The sequence below is a fragment of the Rivularia sp. PCC 7116 genome, assembly GCF_000316665.1.
Lineage (GTDB): Bacteria > Cyanobacteriota > Cyanobacteriia > Cyanobacteriales > Nostocaceae > Rivularia.
The window spans coordinates 4409401-4428162 of sequence record NC_019678.1 but is presented as its reverse complement, the minus strand read 5'-3'; the positions used below and the strand labels follow the sequence as shown (position 1 = coordinate 4428162).

The 18762-nt window shown below is 39.6% G+C and carries 18 protein-coding genes; 15 read left to right on the top strand and 3 right to left on the bottom strand.

Going from position 1 to position 18762, the window contains the following annotated elements:
* Positions 1-373: 373 nt before the first annotated feature.
* From RIV7116_RS17230 to RIV7116_RS17190, 9 genes are all read left to right on the top strand, one after another.
* The gene (locus RIV7116_RS17230; RefSeq protein ID WP_015119583.1) at positions 374-892 is read left to right on the top strand and encodes a phycocyanin subunit beta; all 519 of its coding nucleotides are present in this window, start codon (positions 374-376) and stop codon (positions 890-892) included.
* Positions 893-983: 91 nt separating this feature from the next.
* Positions 984-1472 (top strand): phycocyanin subunit alpha, encoded by a 489-nt coding sequence (gene cpcA / locus RIV7116_RS17225; protein WP_015119582.1) that lies wholly within the window; start codon positions 984-986, stop codon positions 1470-1472.
* Positions 1473-1629: 157 nt separating this feature from the next.
* Positions 1630-2490 (top strand): phycobilisome linker polypeptide, encoded by an 861-nt coding sequence (locus tag RIV7116_RS17220; RefSeq protein ID WP_044291009.1) that lies wholly within the window; start codon positions 1630-1632, stop codon positions 2488-2490.
* Between the two features lie 285 nt (positions 2491-2775).
* Positions 2776-3024, top strand: a complete 249-nt coding sequence (locus RIV7116_RS17215; RefSeq protein WP_015119580.1) for a phycobilisome linker polypeptide — start codon at positions 2776-2778, stop codon at positions 3022-3024.
* 5 nt (positions 3025-3029) lie between these two features.
* Positions 3030-3857, top strand: coding sequence for a HEAT repeat domain-containing protein (locus RIV7116_RS17210; RefSeq protein WP_015119579.1), 828 nt, complete (start codon positions 3030-3032; stop codon positions 3855-3857).
* Between the two features lie 520 nt (positions 3858-4377).
* A complete protein-coding gene (locus tag RIV7116_RS17205) occupies positions 4378-4998 on the top strand; it encodes a HEAT repeat domain-containing protein (protein ID WP_015119578.1) in 621 nt (206 codons plus the stop codon).
* Between the two features lie 29 nt (positions 4999-5027).
* Entirely contained in the window at positions 5028-5870 is an 843-nt protein-coding gene (locus tag RIV7116_RS17200; protein WP_015119577.1) for a phycobilisome rod-core linker polypeptide, read from the top strand.
* 118 nt (positions 5871-5988) lie between these two features.
* On the top strand, positions 5989-6729 hold the full coding sequence (locus RIV7116_RS17195) for a phycobilisome rod-core linker polypeptide (RefSeq protein WP_015119576.1): 741 nt from the start codon (positions 5989-5991) through the stop codon (positions 6727-6729).
* Between the two features lie 127 nt (positions 6730-6856).
* Complete coding sequence (locus RIV7116_RS17190; RefSeq protein WP_015119575.1) at positions 6857-7615, top strand: phycobilisome rod-core linker polypeptide; 759 nt, start codon at positions 6857-6859, stop codon at positions 7613-7615.
* Positions 7616-7899: 284 nt separating this feature from the next.
* Here the strand turns inward: RIV7116_RS17190 and RIV7116_RS17185 are convergent, their stop codons facing one another.
* The gene (locus RIV7116_RS17185; protein WP_015119574.1) at positions 7900-8151 is read right to left on the bottom strand and encodes a hypothetical protein; all 252 of its coding nucleotides are present in this window, start codon (positions 8149-8151) and stop codon (positions 7900-7902) included.
* A gap of 208 nt (positions 8152-8359) precedes the next feature.
* On the opposite strand from RIV7116_RS17185, the gene RIV7116_RS17180 reads away from it, so the two are divergent.
* A complete protein-coding gene (locus tag RIV7116_RS17180) occupies positions 8360-8974 on the top strand; it encodes a GNAT family N-acetyltransferase (RefSeq protein ID WP_015119573.1) in 615 nt (204 codons plus the stop codon).
* Between the two features lie 56 nt (positions 8975-9030).
* Positions 9031-9711, top strand: a complete 681-nt coding sequence (locus tag RIV7116_RS17175; protein ID WP_015119572.1) for an HD domain-containing protein — start codon at positions 9031-9033, stop codon at positions 9709-9711.
* Between the two features lie 130 nt (positions 9712-9841).
* On the opposite strand, the gene RIV7116_RS17170 is transcribed toward RIV7116_RS17175, so the two are convergent.
* Positions 9842-10465, bottom strand: coding sequence for a TetR/AcrR family transcriptional regulator (locus RIV7116_RS17170; RefSeq protein ID WP_015119571.1), 624 nt, complete (start codon positions 10463-10465; stop codon positions 9842-9844).
* Positions 10466-10770: 305 nt separating this feature from the next.
* On the opposite strand from RIV7116_RS17170, the gene RIV7116_RS17165 reads away from it, so the two are divergent.
* From RIV7116_RS17165 to RIV7116_RS17155, 3 genes are all read left to right on the top strand, one after another.
* Positions 10771-12189 carry an HlyD family efflux transporter periplasmic adaptor subunit gene (locus RIV7116_RS17165; RefSeq protein WP_015119570.1) on the top strand — a complete coding sequence of 473 codons (1419 nt, stop codon included), beginning with the start codon at positions 10771-10773 and terminating at the stop codon, positions 12187-12189.
* 175 nt (positions 12190-12364) lie between these two features.
* Complete coding sequence (gene devC, locus RIV7116_RS17160; protein WP_015119569.1) at positions 12365-13546, top strand: ABC transporter permease DevC; 1182 nt, start codon at positions 12365-12367, stop codon at positions 13544-13546.
* Positions 13547-13661: 115 nt separating this feature from the next.
* Positions 13662-14378, top strand: a complete 717-nt coding sequence (locus tag RIV7116_RS17155) for a DevA family ABC transporter ATP-binding protein (RefSeq protein ID WP_015119568.1) — start codon at positions 13662-13664, stop codon at positions 14376-14378.
* 224 nt (positions 14379-14602) lie between these two features.
* On the opposite strand, the gene RIV7116_RS17150 is transcribed toward RIV7116_RS17155, so the two are convergent.
* Positions 14603-14806, bottom strand: a complete 204-nt coding sequence (locus RIV7116_RS17150; protein WP_015119567.1) for a chlorophyll a/b-binding protein — start codon at positions 14804-14806, stop codon at positions 14603-14605.
* 520 nt (positions 14807-15326) lie between these two features.
* On the opposite strand from RIV7116_RS17150, the gene RIV7116_RS17145 reads away from it, so the two are divergent.
* Positions 15327-18497: a hypothetical protein gene (locus tag RIV7116_RS17145; RefSeq protein WP_015119566.1), complete on the top strand. Its 3171-nt coding sequence runs from the start codon at positions 15327-15329 to the stop codon at positions 18495-18497.
* The last annotated feature ends 265 nt before the right edge of the window (positions 18498-18762 follow it).

The window sequence follows — 18762 nt, the reverse complement described above, 5'->3', positions numbered from 1 at the left end:
GTTTTGCAACGATAAATGTGGGTTTATTTAAGGCAAAGTTCTTATATGTAAAGGATTTGGGGTTTTTCTTATTGCAGGATCGCATTTATTCATATTTTGTAACAAAATCTGTCCTTAAGGCAGTGTATAAACATAATTTGGAGGGGTCAAAAAACAGGCAGAACTAAAAAAAGACGGTCAGTTTGAAAAGATTGTCGTTTTCTCATAAAATAAGCCTGGATTCTCATATTCTTCCCGATTCTAAATCGATGAATAAGGGAGTTGAGACAATAAAAAGGCAGTTAAAACAAAATCTGTTATATCCCATCCATTCATAAAAAACTGCCATTTTTATCAAGGCAATTAAAAACTAAGCAATCAGGAGAATAAGTCGATGTTAGATGCATTCGCAAAAGTAGTTTCTCAAGCCGACTCTAGAGGTGAATTCTTGAGCAACGATCAGTTAGATGCTTTGAGCAACATGGTGAAAGAAGGCAACAAGCGCCTAGATACTGTTAACCGTATTACCAGCAATGCTTCCCAAATCGTTACCGATGCTGCTCGTGCTTTGTTTGAAGAACAGCCTCAGTTGATCGCTCCTGGTGGTAATGCTTACACCAACCGTCGCATGGCTGCTTGCTTACGCGATATGGAAATCATTTTGCGCTATGTTACCTATTCCATGATCGCTGGTGACGCTAGTGTATTAGACGATCGTTGCTTGAATGGTTTGCGCGAAACTTACCAAGCTTTGGGAACTCCCGGTTCTTCTGTAGCAGTAGGCGTTCAAAAAATGAAAGATACTGCTATCAAAATGGCTAACGACCCCAACGGTATCACCACTGGTGATTGCAGCCAATTAATGTCTGAATTAGGTGGCTACTTTGACCGTGCTGCTGCTGCGGTTGCTTAATTAAGAAAACACTGTTTAAGCATTCATCGCCCGGAACAAAAAAAGGCGTTTAGGCAAAATAAAGAACAAAAAATAAAGGAGATTGTAAAACATGAAGACACCAATTACCGAAGCAATTGCATCTGCTGATACTCAAGGTCGTTTCTTGAGCAACACCGAATTACAAGCTGTGAATGGTCGTTTTGACCGTGCTGTTGCAAGCATGGAAGCTGCTCGTAGCTTAACTTCTCAAGCTCAGAAATTGATTGATGGTGCTGCTCAAGCTGTGTATCAGAAGTTCCCCTACACCACTCAAATGCAGGGACCTCAGTTTGCTGCTGATTCTCGTGGTAAGTCCAAGTGCGCTCGCGACGTTGGTCACTACCTACGCATGGTAACTTACTGCTTAATCGCTGGTGGTACAGGTCCTATGGACGAGTACTTGATTGCAGGTTTGGATGAAATCAACCGTTCTTTTGATTTGTCTCCTAGCTGGTATGTAGAAGCTTTGAAGAACATCAAAAGCAGCCACGGTTTAAGTGGTCAAGCTGCTAACGAAGCTAATACCTACATCGATTATGCAATCAACGCTTTAAGCTAGTAAGCGTTTAGCCCGGAGAGGGATGCAAGTGCTGGATGGGGTTTATCACCTAGCAGTTGTATTGGTCTCCGGGCATTGTTTTTTAAAAGTAAATAAAAAAATTTATCAAAAAGCGCTTCACTATCTTAGGAGCGTGAAAATAAAGGGGATAATAGTAATGGCGATTACATCAGCAGCGTCCAGGTTGGGAACGGAAGCCTTTGATGAATTACCAAGAGTTGAATTACGCTCTAACGCCACAAAGGAAGATATAGAAGCTGTAATTCGTGCGGTATATCGGCAGCTTTTGGGAAATGATTATTTAATGGCTTCGGAAAGGCTTAAAAGTGCGGAGTCACTTTTACGCGACGGTAACATGAGCGTCCGCGAGTTTGTCCGTGCGGTAGCTAAATCGGAATTGTATAAGAATAAATTTTTCTATAACAATTTCCAAACTCGGTTTATCGAACTTAACTACAAACATTTATTAGGTCGCGCTCCTTATGATGAGTCAGAAGTGAGCTACCATAATGACCTATATCACAATGAAGGGTTTGACGTTGAAATAGACTCCTATATAGATTCCAAGGAGTATACCGAAAATTTCGGTGATAGCATTGTACCATTCTATCGTGGATTTGCAACTCAATCAGGGCAAAAAACTGTCGGTTTTAACCGCATGTTCCGTTTATACCGGGGCTACGCCAACAGCGATCGCGCTCAGGTAGAGGGAAGCAAGTCGCGCTTAGCAAGGGAATTAGGAACCAACGGCGCATCCTCGATTGTAGGACCATCAGGTAACAACAGTAACTGGAATTACCGCGCAAGTAACGATGTATCTCCCAGAAAAAATATAGGAAATGCAGTAGGAACAGGCGACCGTTCGTATCGCATCGAAGTAACGGGTCAGCTTTTCCCGAAATACCCCAAAGTAAGACGCAGCAGCTACGCGATTGTCGTACCTTACGAACGCTTATCAGACAAGATGCAGCAAATTCTGCGTCAAGGTGGAAAAATTGTAAGCGTAACACCAGCTTAGAAAATAGGGCATAGGACAAATATCCAATGCCCAATGTTTAATGCCCTGTCTTGAAAAGTTGCTCCTCGGGGAAACCAAGCCATTTGCTTCAACGGAGGGAACCTCCCTCCGGGTACTCTATCTCCTCCGGGAGACGCTTAGTCTGACGACTCACTTCGTGAACGCTTACAACACTTTGCTTATGCCGGGGAACCCGCCTACCGCAAGTGTTTCACCGCAACGCAATGGTTCTTCAAGACTGCACTTTTCGCAATGCTAAATGCCCAATACAAAAGGAGTAAATTAATGTACGGACAAACAACAGTTGGTACTAATGGAATTTCTAGTGCTAGCAGCAGAATGTTTCGTTATGAAGTTGTAGGTATTCGTCAAAACGACGAAACTGACAAAAATAGTTATCAAATCCGTCGCAGTGCTAGCGTGTTCATGACAGTACCATATAACCGTATGAACGAAGAAATGCGACGGATTACCCGTATGGGCGGAAAAATAATCAATATTGAGCAAGTTACTGCTGAATCTGCATCTAGTTGACGGTGATGACTGAACCGGGTACGGAAGAATATACGGCAGAGAACGCACCATCGTTAACTCCAGAGCAAGCAATTATTAATCTAAAATGCTCGGATTTGAGTCTCCGCTACTATGCTGCTTGGTGGCTGGGTAAGTTTCGTGTTAACAGCCCGGAAGTAGTTGAGGCATTGATTGTAGCTTTAGAAGATGAGGAAGATCGCACTGAACTGGGTGGTTATCCTTTACGACGTAATGCTGCAAGAGCCTTGGGTAAATTAGGCGATAACCGAGCCGTACCGGGTTTAATTAAATGCTTGGAATGCTCTGATTTTTACGTGCGTGAAGCAGCGGCTCAATCTCTAGAAATGCTCAAAGATGCAAGGGCTACTCCCGCGCTGTTAGAGCTATTAGATGGAGGTGTTGCAGCAGCCGTAAAAGTGCCTGGAAGACCTCACTTAATCCAGCCCTATGAAGCATTATTAGAGGCTTTAGGGGCAATTGGAGCCACTCATACCAAAGATGTTATTCGACCATTTCTTGAACATTCTGTAGTTAGAGTACAGTGTGCCGCAGCTAGAGCAATGTATCAGTTAACAAGCGAACCAGAATATGGAGAGCGATTGGTACAAGTGTTGCAAAATGGCGATTTAAAACTGCGTCGTATGGCATTGAGCGATTTGGGTGCGGTGGGTTATATCCATGCAGCAGACACAATTGCATCTGCCTCAGTTGAAAACAGCTTTAAGCTTATAGCTCTTAAGGGATTGCTAGAAAATCAGTTTCACAACAAAGATGCGATCGCTCTGGACGATGAGACTATCAAATTGATGCAATTAATGGATTCACTTTTGTAATTTTTAGTTGATATTAGTTGATGATTCACATCCTATTCTGAGAAAACTCTTTGAGGAACGGATGAAATTTTAGTCAAAAGTCAGTTTGTATCAGACGTAGCACTGCTGCGTCTTATCTACATTTAGTTGAATAATGGCGCTCGTTTATTGCATCTGAGGCAGGGCAGGGATGCTCCGCAGTCGCTACAACGGAACACCACTTTGCTCAGGGAAGAGAAATTCTCTGAGCCGCACGCTTTGAGGGAACGGGTTCGTTGATTGTACTCTATGTCCGATCGGACAAGCTTGGCTAACGGCTTACATGGGGGAAACTCCAAGACTACAGGGAAGTACCGCAAATGTTTAAATTTATAGTGTGTGCTTCTTGCTGACTAGTTACCATTAGGAAGAGGCTCGCGAAAAAATCACCGCAGCGCGCTGCTTTTGATTCCCCAAGAATAATCAAGATGTTCTAGCTGATTATTCCTAACTCTCAAGTTTTAACTCCAAATTCTTAAAAATATTTTTCAAACCAAAATCTATGAACACCGACACCCCAAACTTAATTCGTGCCGTCGCAGAAGCTGATTCCTCAGCGCGAATGGTGTCGGCTGTACAGAATTTGGTAGCAGTTAAAGATATTGCAGCAATACCCACATTAATTGCTGTATTCGGATACAATAATCCCGCAGCAGCAGTAATAGCAGTTAAGGGATTAATAGAGTTAGGAGATGCAGCAGTACCGCAACTTCTAGAACAAATTGATGATTACAACTATGGTGCAAGAGCTTATTCAATTCGTACTTTAGCTACCATAGGTAGTCCCCAAGCCTTAGACTTATTATTAGAAGCAGCTGCAACAGACTTTGCTCCTAGCGTGCGTCGCGCAGCAGCGAAAGGGCTAGGCTGCTTGCAATGGCAAAAACTTGATGATTTAGAACGGATTGAGGCTCAAAAAAAAGCACTTTCAACATTGTTCTCAATTACTCAAGATGCAGACTGGGCAATTAGGTATGCTGCTGTTGTCGGCTTACAGCAATTAGCGAAAATTCCTAATTTACAGCAGGAGATAGAAGCTAAGTTTTCTCAAATGCGTACAGAAGATGCTGCAATAGCCGTTCGTGCCCGCGTAGCCTTAGCTCAAGAGCAAGTTGCTAGTTAATAGATGTTCAACAACATAAAATAACACTTATGTCAATCCCAGTACTTCAATATAAACCCAGTTCTCAAAACCAGCGTGTCGATGGCTATGAAGTGGCTAGCGAAGATACGCCAATAATGTATAGATTGACAGATGCCATTTCAGATCAAGATATTGACGAAATTATTTGGGCTGGTTATCGCCAAATCTTCAGCGAACACTTGATATTAGAAACATACCGTCAACCCTTTCTAGAATCACAAATGCGAAATCGGGCGATTAACGTCAGCGATTTTATTCGAGGTTTAGGGAAAACGGACGTTTATCGCGAAGAAGTGGCAGAAACTAATTCTAACTATCGCTTAGTTGATATCAGCTTCAAGCGATTTTTGGGACGTGCAACCTATAACAAAAAAGAGCAAATAGCTTGGTCAATTATCATTGCAACCAAAGGCTTGCATGGATTTATTGACGCTTTGGTGGATAGTGACGAATATCGTCAAAACTTTGGCAACGATATCGTACCTTACCAGCGTCGTCGCTACAAAGGCAGACCATTTAACTTAGTAAATCCCCGCTACGGTGCAGACTTCCGCAACCGGATGGCTATCAGATATATGGGTGGTAGTTCTTACTATACCGCTCGCACTTCTGGAGGATACGCAACCACAGCAGAAATTCGCAAAGTTATTCCCAGTAACTTTATGGCAATGGCTAGTAAAGTCACAACCGACGAGCGGAACTATCAAAGAACTATTGCCAGAGTGACTTCTCAGGTTAGGAACATGGACATTCCCAACATGGAACGCGAATCTAGCACACCTCAACCCAGCGTTAAGCCAGTAGAAGTTGCTTTGCCTTATCGCTACGTACCCGGAATCAAGACTACTTGATATAGGTAACGGGTAATAGGTGATGGGTAATGGGTAATGGGCACAAATCCAATTACCCATTACCAATTACCTATTACCAAATACCAAATACCAAATACCAAATACCAAATAAATAATCATGTCAATCCCACTATTACAATACAAACCCAGTTCTCAAAACCAACGGGTTGATGGCTACGAAGTTTCTAGCGAGGAAACACCTAGAATTTATCGCTTGGAAGATTCTCCTACCTATAGCGATATTCAGCAATTAATTTGGGCGGGATATCGTCAAGTATTCAGCGAACACGAAATACTAAAGTTCTATCGTCAAGAAAATCTTGAATCTCAATTGAAGAATCGGGCGATTACTGTGCGCGACTTCATTAGAGGCTTGGCAAAATCCGAAGCATTTCGTCGTTTGGTAGTTGAGACTAATTCAAACTATCGCATTATCGAAATCTGCCTCAAACGTCTTTTAGGACGCGCGCCCTATAATAAAGACGAAGAAATAGCTTGGTCAATTAAGATTGCTACCTTGGGCTGGGGTAATTTTGTTGATGCACTAATTGAATCGGAAGAATATTTAACCAACTTTGGCGAAAATACGATTCCTTATCAACGTCGTCGCTATAAAGGTAGACCATTTAACTTGGTGACTCCTCGCTACGCTGACTATTGGCGCGATAACCAAGAGAAAAATCGTTATAAATGGGGCGATATCAACAACTTCATGGATATGGCGAGTTCGGCTTCTATTAAAACAGTTAAGCCTCAGTCAATTAGCACCGCGAACATCGAAATTCCCGACATGACAAAAGAAAGCGAACCTAAAGGGATTCCGCTTTCTATAAGCACTACGGCGAGTTTCCCCTTGTAATAATTGCCTAATTGTCACCTCAATAGGGGAAAATAAGTAAAAGCATTGAAGAATGACGACAAAAATCATTCTTAATTCTTCAACTGTTTGATTGAATAAATTAATAAAATTCAGAGGATAATTGCAGATGGCATTGCCATTACTTCAATACAAACCCACAACTCAAAATCAAAGAGTAGAAAGCTTCGGAAAAGCCGATCAAAACGAAGATACACCATATATCTATCGTTTAGAAGACGTAAGCTCTTACACCGATATTCAAAACATTATCTGGGCTGGATATCGCCAAGTTTTCAGCGAACATGAAATTCTTAGCTTTAACCGGCAAAAGAATTTAGAATCTCAGTTGAAAAACGGTTCTATCACAACACGCGATTTTATTCGTGGTTTAGCAAAGTCTGAAGCTTTTTACCGCATAGTAGTTGAAGTTAACAACAACTATCGTTTAGTAGATATCTGTCTCAGACGTTTGTTAGGTCGCAAGGCTTACAATAAAGACGAGGAAATTGCTTGGTCAATCAAAATCGGGACTTTAGGCTTTTACGGTTTTGTTGATGCCCTCCTTGATAGCGAAGAATATACAAATAACTTCGGCGATAACACCGTACCTTACCAGCGCAAACGCATGGAAGGTCGTCCTTTCAACTTAGTAACTCCTCGCTACGACGAAGACTTCCAAGAAACTGCTGGAACCGTCAGAACCGATTGGCGCTTTACTTTGGAGAAATTCTACTCCGAAAAAGCTAAAACTCAACGACTTTCTGAAGGCGACCCCCGTAAATATGCTGACATGGCAGCTTCCGTTAGTGGAAAAGGCAACTACGCTCAGAATATTAGTGCTTCCAGCTTAGACTACATGAATCTAGTACCTTCTCGTTCTCGTTAAGGCAGCTATTCAAACAGAATAATCTTTATACTGGGTTTAATTTTTATCTTAATACAGCATTTATTTAGTAATTATTTAGTAATTATTTGTTAAATAGCTGTTGCATTAGGAAAAAATTAAACCCAGTAGTTTTTTAGTTATTAATTTCTCAATTGCTTTAATATACAAGGGTGCTTGTACACTAACTAATCCTGCACGCAATAATAAGGCAATGAGTGTACGGCACCACCCAAGTTTTTTGACAATCCTAGCCATTCCTGATACAGGTAAGATACAGCATTCGTTTAAAGCCAGCGTGGCAACTCCTTGAGCTTTCCACTACGGTGATTTTGGATAACTAAGTTCTTTAATTGTTGCTTGTAAGGACTATTTCTATAAGTTCCTTCAGTTTCCGTGTAACCGACATCTAAATCTTCATCAACGTCATCAAAAAATTCATCCAACACTTCTAATGTAGTACCATCGCTGTAAAGCTTAATACGATGAGTGCAACTCGAATCTTCTTTGATAAGATAGTTGGCTATTAGCTCTATCATCCTAAATCACTTCCTAAATGCAAAGTTTGAATAAGCTTACCCTTAAAGGTGCTTGTTCGTATTTACCGCAGAATAAAAATTATGACAACGATAATAATTACATTTATCCTGAGAGACTATTAATCTGAGAATTCAGTGCTGCTGCACATTGTAAAATTAGAAATTTAAATTAGAAATTGAAAATTATAAAATCTAAAAAATTAGTACAATGTCTACCATCAAAATCACCAATTTAACTACAAAAGATACGGATGATATTATGACAATATTTTCCGAAGCCTTTGAAAACTATCCACTCATGGAATTCATCTTTGGCGACTCATATCAACAATCTATGAAACACTTGACAAAATTGATGTGCGATGAAGCGTCTGAAGGTGATATGCTTCTCGGTGCTTTTGTGGAAGGGAAGTTACAAGGATTTGCTTTTATAACTCCTCCACAAAATGAAGAAAATAACGACGACATTGAAAGTACACCAACATCTTCAGAAGAAGCATTTGCAACAGCAATTGGAGAAGAAGCTCTAATGCGAATGGAGGCATACTTAGATTTGAAAAAGGCGAATAAACCCTCTTCTCCACATTTTTACATCAATACCCTTGCCGTAAATCCACAAAATCAGGGAAAAGGAATTGCTAGCGCAATGCTTTCACACATACATCAAATGTCAGAGCAAGATTCTGATTCTAACGGTGTTGCTCTCGATACTCAAACACAAAAAAATGTTGGATATTACGAACGTTTTGGTTATGCTGTTTCAAGCACAGCAGATTTAGAAAGTGTAAAAAATTGGTTTATGTTTAGACCTAATTTTGCATAATAGTTAAACATAATTAAATACACAGAATTAAAAAATTTTGTAGCTCAAATTATGAAATGCCCGATTTCCATCAAATTGCAAATAAATTATTCCAAAGCTGGTACGAATTGCTGCAATATTATAATATAAATCAAAATTGTGCGGAAAAACCTTTTTCTCAAATAGTTGAAGCTTACTCAAATTCTAATCGTTACTATCACAACTTAGAACACATTCAACACGTTTTAGAAGTAATTCAAACTTTAGAATCTCGAACAAAATGTTTTGATATCAAAACTGTTGAGTTCGCTGCTTGGTTTCATGACATAGTTTACGACACTAAAGCAAAAGATAACGAAGAAAAAAGCGCCGAATACGCAGTTGAATTACTTTCATCGTTATCAATTCCTTCTAATGTTATTAAAAACGTTAAAAGTTTAATATTAAAGACCAAAACTCATCAAATTTCAACTTCTGATTTAGATGCTCAAGTATTATTAGATGCTGACTTAGCAATTCTGGGTAGCAATCCTGACGTATATAGTAAATATGCTCAAGCAATTCGTCAAGAATATATCTGGGTGCCGGAAGCAGAATACTTTTCAGCTAGAAAGCGAGTACTAGAACACTTTTTACAGCGCGATAATATTTACTTTACCCAATTAATGCAGCAGACGAAAGAGAAAACTGCACGAAATAATTTGAATGCTGAAATAGAAAAATTTTTAAATTATAATCCTGTCTTGTTAGAAAATTAGCTATTGAATGAGAGGAAGAGAGGGGGGAGAGTGGGAAGAGTGGGAAGAGTGGGTAGAAAAAACAATTTTTAATTAAATTAGCAGCGCTATAATTTTTTATTACCCATTAGCAATTACCAACTCTTAAAACTCACAAATTATTTTGCGAAAAAAGCAATAAATCTGTCAAACTATTTGTTAAACGATGACTTTCCATTGGTAAAATGTCCGCGCCATGCATCATTTTTTGAGTCATTACATAGTGAACTAATGAACCAACAATAATCCTGGCTGTAGCTTCTGGATCTGATATTTTCAATTCGGGATGAGATGAGAAATAATGATGAAGAGTATCTACAGCAGGCTTTACCAAACTCGCAACGCAAAATTGAGCAATTTCTGGGAAACGCCCCGATTCTCCAATTACTACCCGCATAAATGCCATATATTCATCATCGTAAAGCATTTCTTGCAATGCTTTATCCGTTAATTCTTGCAGTACTTGTTTGGGTTCTCCGACTAAATCATTGCTCCCAAAAACTGATTTAAATCTTTCTTTTGCTAATTTTTCTACTAATGCTTTGAAAAGCGCTTGTTTATCTTGAAAGTGACTGTAGACAGTTGCTTTTGAAACACCACCCGATGCTGCAACTCTATCCATGCTCGTACCGGCATAGCCATGCACCAAAAATTCTTGCATCGCTCCTTTGAGAATTTGCTCTACTTTATTTTTGGAATTTTCGGTATGAGTTTCGCTAAGTTTTAATAGTTTCATTTTTGACCTATTCTTTAGTTGAGCGATCGCATCTGTGGTGAAGTAAACACAAACTAAAAACTATACAAAGCAAAATTGGTATACCTGCTTCATTAACAATTTACTCCCCAAGTTCATCTGTTTACTAAAAATATGTATATTTTCCGAAAAAAATCGTAATAGATTTAGTCACGCAAATAAGGTATTTTCATACATATTAATTTATCAATTTGTGAAATTTACGTGAAGCAAAACTAAACTAGTCGGTTTAGTCTAATTGTATTATAAATTAATAATAATAAAAATTAAGTATTTCTTGGGATGCCATGTTAGACAATCTCAGACTAGAAAATTCACCGTCTCCAGAATTAGCTCGTTCATCACGCTTAGTTATGACGGTGGCAGCTTTTGCTATGGGTGGGGCTAGTGTTTATACGCTACAACGGTTTAAAGGTGGTGAGGTAGCACAAAAACCACAAGCACCAGTTCCAGCAATCCCAAAGATAGAAACAGTTACAGCATTGGGGCGACTCGAACCAAAAGGAGAGGTGATTCAATTATCTGCACCAGCAATGGGAGCAGAAGGGAGTCGAATAGAGAAGTTACTGGTAAGGGAAGGAGATCAAGTTTTAAAAGATCAAGTAATTGCAATTTTGGATAGTCGCGACAAACTGATGGCTGCTTTTAAAGAAGCAAAAGAAGCTGTAAGAGTAGCGCAAGCAAATCTGGCATTAGTTAAAGCAGGGGCAAAAAAAGGAGATATTGAAGCTCAAAAAGCAGGTGTGGCTCGCCTGCAAGCTGAAAAAGATACAGAAATTAAAGCACAACAGGCAAGTATTAATCGATTGCAGGTTGAACGAAATACAGAAATTAGAGCGCAGCAAGCAAATATCAATCGATTGCAAGCCGAAAGAGCTAGAGAAATTGAAGCACAAAGAGCAACTATCGCTCGTTTAGAAGCAGAGTTAGAAAATGCTCGATTAGAATACCAGCGCTATCAAAGTTTGTATAAAGCAGGTGCGATATCTGTATCTTTGAGAGATAGTAAAGATTTAGTTTTACAAACAGCAAAAGAGCAATTAGCAGAAGCTAGAGCAAATTTAGGGCGTATCAAAGCCTCAAAAGAGCAGCAATTAGCAGAAGCGCGAGCCAACTTAGAACGCATCCAATCATCTAAACAACAGCAAATATTACAAGAAAAAGCTAATTTAGAGCGCATTCAGTCATCTTTAAAACAGCAAATAGCACAACAAAAAGCTACTTTAGAAAGTGTTTCAGAAGTTCGTTCGGTAGATGTATTAGTTGCTCAAGCAGAAGTTAACCGGGCAGTAGCAGCGATGAATCGAGCCGAAGCAGATTTAAAACAAGCTTACGTGCGTTCTCCCCAAAGCGGTCAGATATTTGACATTAATAGCCGCCCTGGGGAAAAAGTATCAAATGATGGCATAGTCGAAATTGGTCAAACAAGCGATATGTACGCGATAGTCGAAGTTTACCAAAGCGACGTTAATAAAATACGTTTGGGACAAGAAGTTGAACTTGTAGCAGATGCAGTACCCGGTAAATTGAGAGGCATTGTAGACCAAATTGGCTTGCAGGTACAGAAGCAAAATGTAGTTAATAGTGACCCTTCTACAAATATAGATTCCCGAGTAGTAGAAGTCCACGTGCGTTTAGATGACGAATCCAGTAAAAAAGCTGCCAGATTCACTAATTTACAAGTAAAAGCAGTTGTTGAAATTTAAAGTTAGTTGTTAGTTGTTATTTGTTACTTGTTAGTAGTCAGTGGTTAATATTTCTATTTAGACAAACAACCTATTTAAGCAATGAATCTAATAATTTTTTCCAAAGTTGAAAATTATTAACTCATAACTACCAACTAGAATTTCGTCACTGGTCACTGTTAATTACAAAATATATATGATTGGATTTATCCAACAATTACAAAGAAGAACTCCTTTAGGTTGGTTGCAATTAACCCGTCAAAAAGGACGCTTATTAGTAGCAATATCGGGTGTAGCTTTTGCCGATTTGCTGATGTTGATGCAGCTTGGTTTCCAAAGTGCGTTATTTAATAGTGCCACCCGTCTTCACGATAGTTTGAGGGCAGATATCGTATTGTTAAATCCGCAAGCACTCAACTTACAGGATTTATCAACTTTTACCCGCAGGCGGCTTTTTCAGGCTATGGATGTACCGGGAGTAGCTACAGCAGAACCAATATACAATAGTTTGGTGACTTGGAAAAATCCCCAAACTCTTAAGAAAACACAAGTAATGATTATCGGATTTAATCCCGATAAACCAGCTTTTGACTTACCAGAAGTTAATCAAAATATCAACGCCATAAAACTACCAGATACTATTTTATTTGATGAAGCCACTAGAGGAGAATACGAAGAAGTAATTGCCCGGATAAAGCAAGGCGAAGAGGTCAAAACAGAAATTAAAGGAAGAACAATTACGATTGCCGATTTATTTACAGTCGGCGCATCTTTTGCCGCTGATGGTACTTTAATGACCAGCGACCAAAACTTTTTAAGATTATTTCCCAGCCAAGATGCAGGCAGCGTAAATTTGGGTTTAATTCGTTTAAAACCAGGTTACGAAGCTGAAAAAGTAGCAGAAGAATTAAAATATCATCTGAGGAATGCTGATGATATCAAAATATTAACAAAAGAAGAATTTATTGAATTTGAAAAAGCTTACTGGCAAACAAATACACCAATTGGATTTATTTTTAGTTTGGGTACAATGATGGGTTTCATTGTAGGAGTAATTATTGTTTATCAAGTACTTTCTACAGATGTGAATGCCCATATTAAAGAATATGCGACTTTTAAAGCGATGGGATATAAAAATTTATTTTTATTAAGCGTAGTTTTTGAAGAAGCGATAATTCTTGCTTTACTAGGTTTTATTCCTGGGGCTGCAATTTCAACGGGATTATATGCACTTACTCGTAATGCAACCAATTTACCGCTTTATATGACTGTAGCTAGAGTCATCCAAGTACAGGTAATGACGATTATTATGTGCATGATTTCCGGTGCTGTCGCAACTCGTAAAGTGCAGTCAGCCGATCCAGCAGATATGTTTTGACAGTTAACAGTGAGCAGTGAGCAGTTAGCAGTTATGAGTAGCAAGTAGCAAGTTCAAATTACCAATTACCAATTACCAATTACCAATTACCAGTTACTAGTTAATTAACATTTTTATGGATTCTGTTATTTCCGTCCGCAATCTCAATCATTTTTTCGGGAAAGGGCAACTTCGCAAACAGGTTTTATTTGATATCAATTTAGATATAGAGAAAGGTGAAATCATTATTATGACTGGCCCTTCCGGCTCCGGTAAAACTACTCTGCTGACTTTGATTGGTGGATTGCGTTTGGCTCAGGAAGGAAGTTTGCAGGTGCTGGGGAAGGAAATGTGTGCCGCTAAACCCAAGCATTTAGTGGAAGCTAGACGCAACAATGGTTATATTTTCCAAGCTCATAATTTACACGAAAGTTTGACGGCAGTACAGAATGTGCGTATGGGTTTAGAAGTACATGGAAATATTTCACCCAAACAAATGTATACCCGCTCTGTTGAAATGCTCGATTTGGTAGGTTTGGGTAATCGCGTTAATTATTATCCCGATGATTTATCCGGAGGGCAAAAACAAAGAGTGGCGATCGCCAGAGCTTTGGTAGGGCATCCCAAGATTGTATTAGCGGACGAACCAACAGCAGCACTAGATAAAAAATCTGGTAGAGATGTGGTGAATTTAATGCAGTCTTTAGCAAAAGAACAAGGCTGTACGATTCTTTTGGTAACTCACGATAATCGTATTTTGGATATAGCCGACCGCATTGTATACATGGAAGATGGTAAATTGGCTAAAAATCCTGCCCAAGCTGATGTACCTACGGTTGTTGCTAGCGAGTAGTAGTAGGATGTGTGACGGTTACGATCATTTATTGCCCACAACCGAATAATAGGAATTTACCGTCACGCACCATTATCAATTAATTGGTGCATGACGGCATTTCGATGATTATTTCGTTAGTCAAGATAAATTATTTTAGCCGTCACAGCACCTTACAAATTCAAAAAGACGTAGCACTCAGTGCTACGTCTCTACATTAAATTCTATTTCTTATAAAGCTGCTATTAGTATCCAACAATGTGAAGGATATCGCGAACTACGCTGTAACCAGCTAAATCCCAAGCTAAGTAAGCAACAAAACCAATCATTGCTAAACGTCCGTTCCATAGTTCTGCTTGTGGGTTAAAACCGAAAAGAAAAGAGTTGCGGTCTTTACCGTTATATGCAGGCGCTACTGGTGGTAAGTCGGTTTTTGTAGGAGATTCCATAATTATTGCGGTTAAATTTAATTTGTTTGTTGTTTCTAATTTAACGATTGATAAAAAAACCTGTTTCTGTCAAAAGATACAGATTCGTTACATTTCTTCATGTCAATAAATCTACCTAAAGATGGTGAAAAAAATACTTTTTTAAATATATGTTACAGAAACATGACATTAAGGTAAAAAAGTGATATGTCAATTGATACTTATGTAAAACAAAAAATTAAGCTAAAGCTTTATTTAATAAGGTTTTCATAGATTTGAATCTGAAAAAACTTAAGTAATATAAGATGTCGCGATTGCTAAAATAGTTATAAGTAATAGTCTTAAGCAAAAAAACTTCTATCTAATGCCCGATGGCTTTAGAAGAATGTTTCTCACTTGCGAGAGATGCCTAAAAGGGCTATATTGCTGGATTCTAGGCTTAACAACTAGGTATTGCATCAATAAACAAAATTGATTTTTGCATTAATTCTTAGTTTTTGTTCTCCCCACACCAAAAGTTAGCCTAGAGGAAGTTATTAGGATGATTGAAAATACGCATATAACGCCTTTGCTATCCAGCTCTATGACTTGGATAGCGCAGATTTTAGTAGAGCCGCCAGAACCTTTATCACCATCGGAAGCTTCTGTTGCTTTTTCCGGGCCAAAGTTTTTTGTAGCTTTGATTGCCGGTATTATCCTAGCTTTCGCTGCTCAATTGGTATTAACAAATTTAGCAGTGGCTGCTGGTTTATCTTTTTTAGGTGGTTCATCTGATTCAAGCTCAAATTCAAGTAGCGATAACCAAAACGAAAGTTTGGGCAGCACTATTAATAAGATAGGTACTGCTGTCGGATTTGGGACATTAGTTTCGGTAACTGTTTCTCTTTTCTTTGCTTGTTTCTTAGGGGTAAAACTCAGCTTATTATCTTTAGATGTAGGCTCTGGAGCAATTCTAGGATTAGTCATTTGGGCGGCGTATTTTTGTTTGCTGGTGTGGGTTAGTTCAACAGCGGTTGGTTCTTTAGTTGGTAGCGTTGTTAGTTCGGCAACTTCCGGACTCCAAGCGATTGCAGGAACAGCTACCGCTGCATTGGGAGCAAAAGCTGTAAATAAGCAGGTTGTAGCGACAGCAGAAGCCGCAGCATCAGCGGTTCGTCACGAAATAGGCAATGCCATCGATCCCGAAAGCATTAAAGAAAATTTAGAAGATTATTTAGATACAGTCCGTCCTAAAGAGTTGGACGTACAATCGATACGTAGAGAATTTGAAAACATACTTTCAGACGCACAGCTTAATTCTTATGCAGGCGCTGCGGAACTGCGAAATATTGATAAACAAAATTTTGTAGAATTAGTTAGTAGTCGTACTGACCTTTCTAAAAAAGAAGTTAGAAGAATTGCCGATAGTTTATATGATGTTTGGAGGCAAACATTAGGCTCTCAACAAGCTAGTTCCGGTAGCAGCCGAGACGGTTTAGCTGAATTAGTTGACTATCTTAAAACTGTTACACCCGGACAAAACAAAACTGACGAACTTGACGCAAAGTTAGATAGAGTTATCGGTGAAATGCGTTCCCAGAAGCAAGATACTCGGGATGCAAAACAATCAGCACAAGAACAATCGGTAGGTCCTTTACAGCTAACCATGCAGCAAGCTTTCACCACACTTGGTAGCGTGGTTATGGGAAGAACCGATCTTTCCGATTTGGATGCTGAAAAAATGCTCGGCAGTATAAACAAAGCTAAAGATAAAGCTACCGAAAAAGCAGATAAGATGGGGCTTCCTACACCATCGCAGTCTTACAGTACCGTTCGTGCTGATGTCGAAAATTATCTCTACAATACTTACGCTTGGCAGTTTAGCAACGAAAAAGTTCGTCAAGAATTTCGCGACGTACTTTACGATCCAGCAGCAGATCCAGGCGCTGTACGTCGGGAATTAGAAAACCTCGATCGCAGCGATTTTGTAGACATTCTCAAACAACGCGGTTTGTTAACTCAAGCTCAAATCAAGCAAATTGCTGACCAGCTAGAAATGGTTCGTAAAGGCGTACTGGTGCAGGTAAGGGCTGAAGAAGAAAAAGAAATAGTCCAAGATTTGCAGCGTCAGGTAGAAAGCTATTTATTAGTAACTGCCAAATCAGATTTAACTTCTGAAGGTATCAAGCAAAATTTTAAGCCGATTTTGGAAGATTCCGATGCAGATTACGAAACATTAGCGATGCGCCTGTCTCGATTCGATAAGGCACAAATGCGGGCAGTACTCGCACAGCGCAATGATATTTCTGCTGGGGAAATTGAGCCAATTCTCGATGAATTAGAGAAACAGCGCGACCAAGTTTTAATTGAGTCCAAAGGACTTGCAGATCGAGCTAAGCATGAAGCAGAAACCTTGTGGTTAAACTTAGAACAGTATCTGCGTAATACCGGCAAAAACGAACTTAACCCCGATGCAATTCGCGGTGAATTGAAAACTTTGCTAAATGACCCCCAAGCGGGAATGTCAGCAATTCAGACGCGGTTGGCACGTTTTGACCGAGATACTTTAGTACAGTTACTCAATCAACGCCAAGATTTAAGTGAAAGCCAAATCAACGACACAATTGATACCGTAGAACAATCTTGGAATAGCGTTCGTCACACTCCCGGAAAGATTGCAGACAAAGCCAGAGCGCAGTACGACGACGTAACTACCACAATCGCCGATTATCTCCGCAACACCGGTAAATCGGAACTTAACCCCGAAGGCATTCAACGGGACTTGAATAAGTTGTTTGAAAATCCCCAAGAAGGTGCGATCGCTTTACGGGATAGATTGTCAAAAATTGATAGAGACACCTTAGTAAAATTACTAAGTCAGCGTCGCGACATGAGCGAAGACGAAGTTAACCAAACAATCGACTCCGTACAATCTTCAATTCGCCAAATTATTCGCGCACCGAGACGGATGGTTAGTAGAACTCAGCAAAAGGTTCAAGATTTCCAAGGGTATTTAGAAGAGTATCTTCGTCAAACCGGCAAACAAGAACTCAATCCTGAAGGTATTAAACGCGACGTTAATCTGTTATTAAACGACCCCCGAGTGGGAATGGAAAGCTTAGGCGATCGCCTTTCTAAATTTGACCGTTCCACAATTGTTGCTTTGTTAAAAATTCGCGGAGACATCAGCAACCAGGAAGCCGAGCAAATCGCTGACAACATCATGTCAGTACGCGAGCAATTTGTCGCTCAAATTAGAGGAATTCAGCGCCGAATTCAAGATACAATAGATAGTATATTCGACCGAATTCGCTATTACCTCAACTCCTTGGAACGTCCAGAACTAAATTACGATGGCATCAAGCGCGATGTTCGCCAATTGTTCTACGATCCACAAGCGGGATTTGATGCCTTACGCGGTAGACTATCATCTTTTAACCGAGATACTTATGTAGCGTTAATGAGTTCTCGCGATGATATTTCTGAAAGCGATGCAAACAAAGTCATCGATCAAATCGAAAACGCCCGTAACAGCGTATTGCGACGAGCAGAGAGAATCCAAGAAGAGGCGCAGCGACGTTTAGAAGAAGTTAAATACCAAGCCCAGAAGCAAGCCGAAGAAACTCGTAAAGCAGCAGCATCAGCAGCTACTTGGTTACTAGCAACAGCAGTTTTATCCGGTGCAGCCTCTGCAATTGCCGGAGCTTTAGCAGTAACGAGCAATGCACCCTAAATCCTAAATCAATAATTCAAATCAATTCACGTCAATTTAAATTGTCTTCGCTAAATTAGTAAGTCTCTCATTATGAGAGGCTTTTTTTTGCAGTTGGTAGTTGTAGGGTGTGTTGTCCTTAAATTCTGAGCTAAATAATTTACCATTATGAAATAACTCCTCTTAAACGCTGTAAGATAGCCAGTGTCTTTCAATAATATGGCTGGTATGAACGGAAATTTGACTTTGCATTCGATACCAAGCTGCTATTAGACCAATCGCTTCA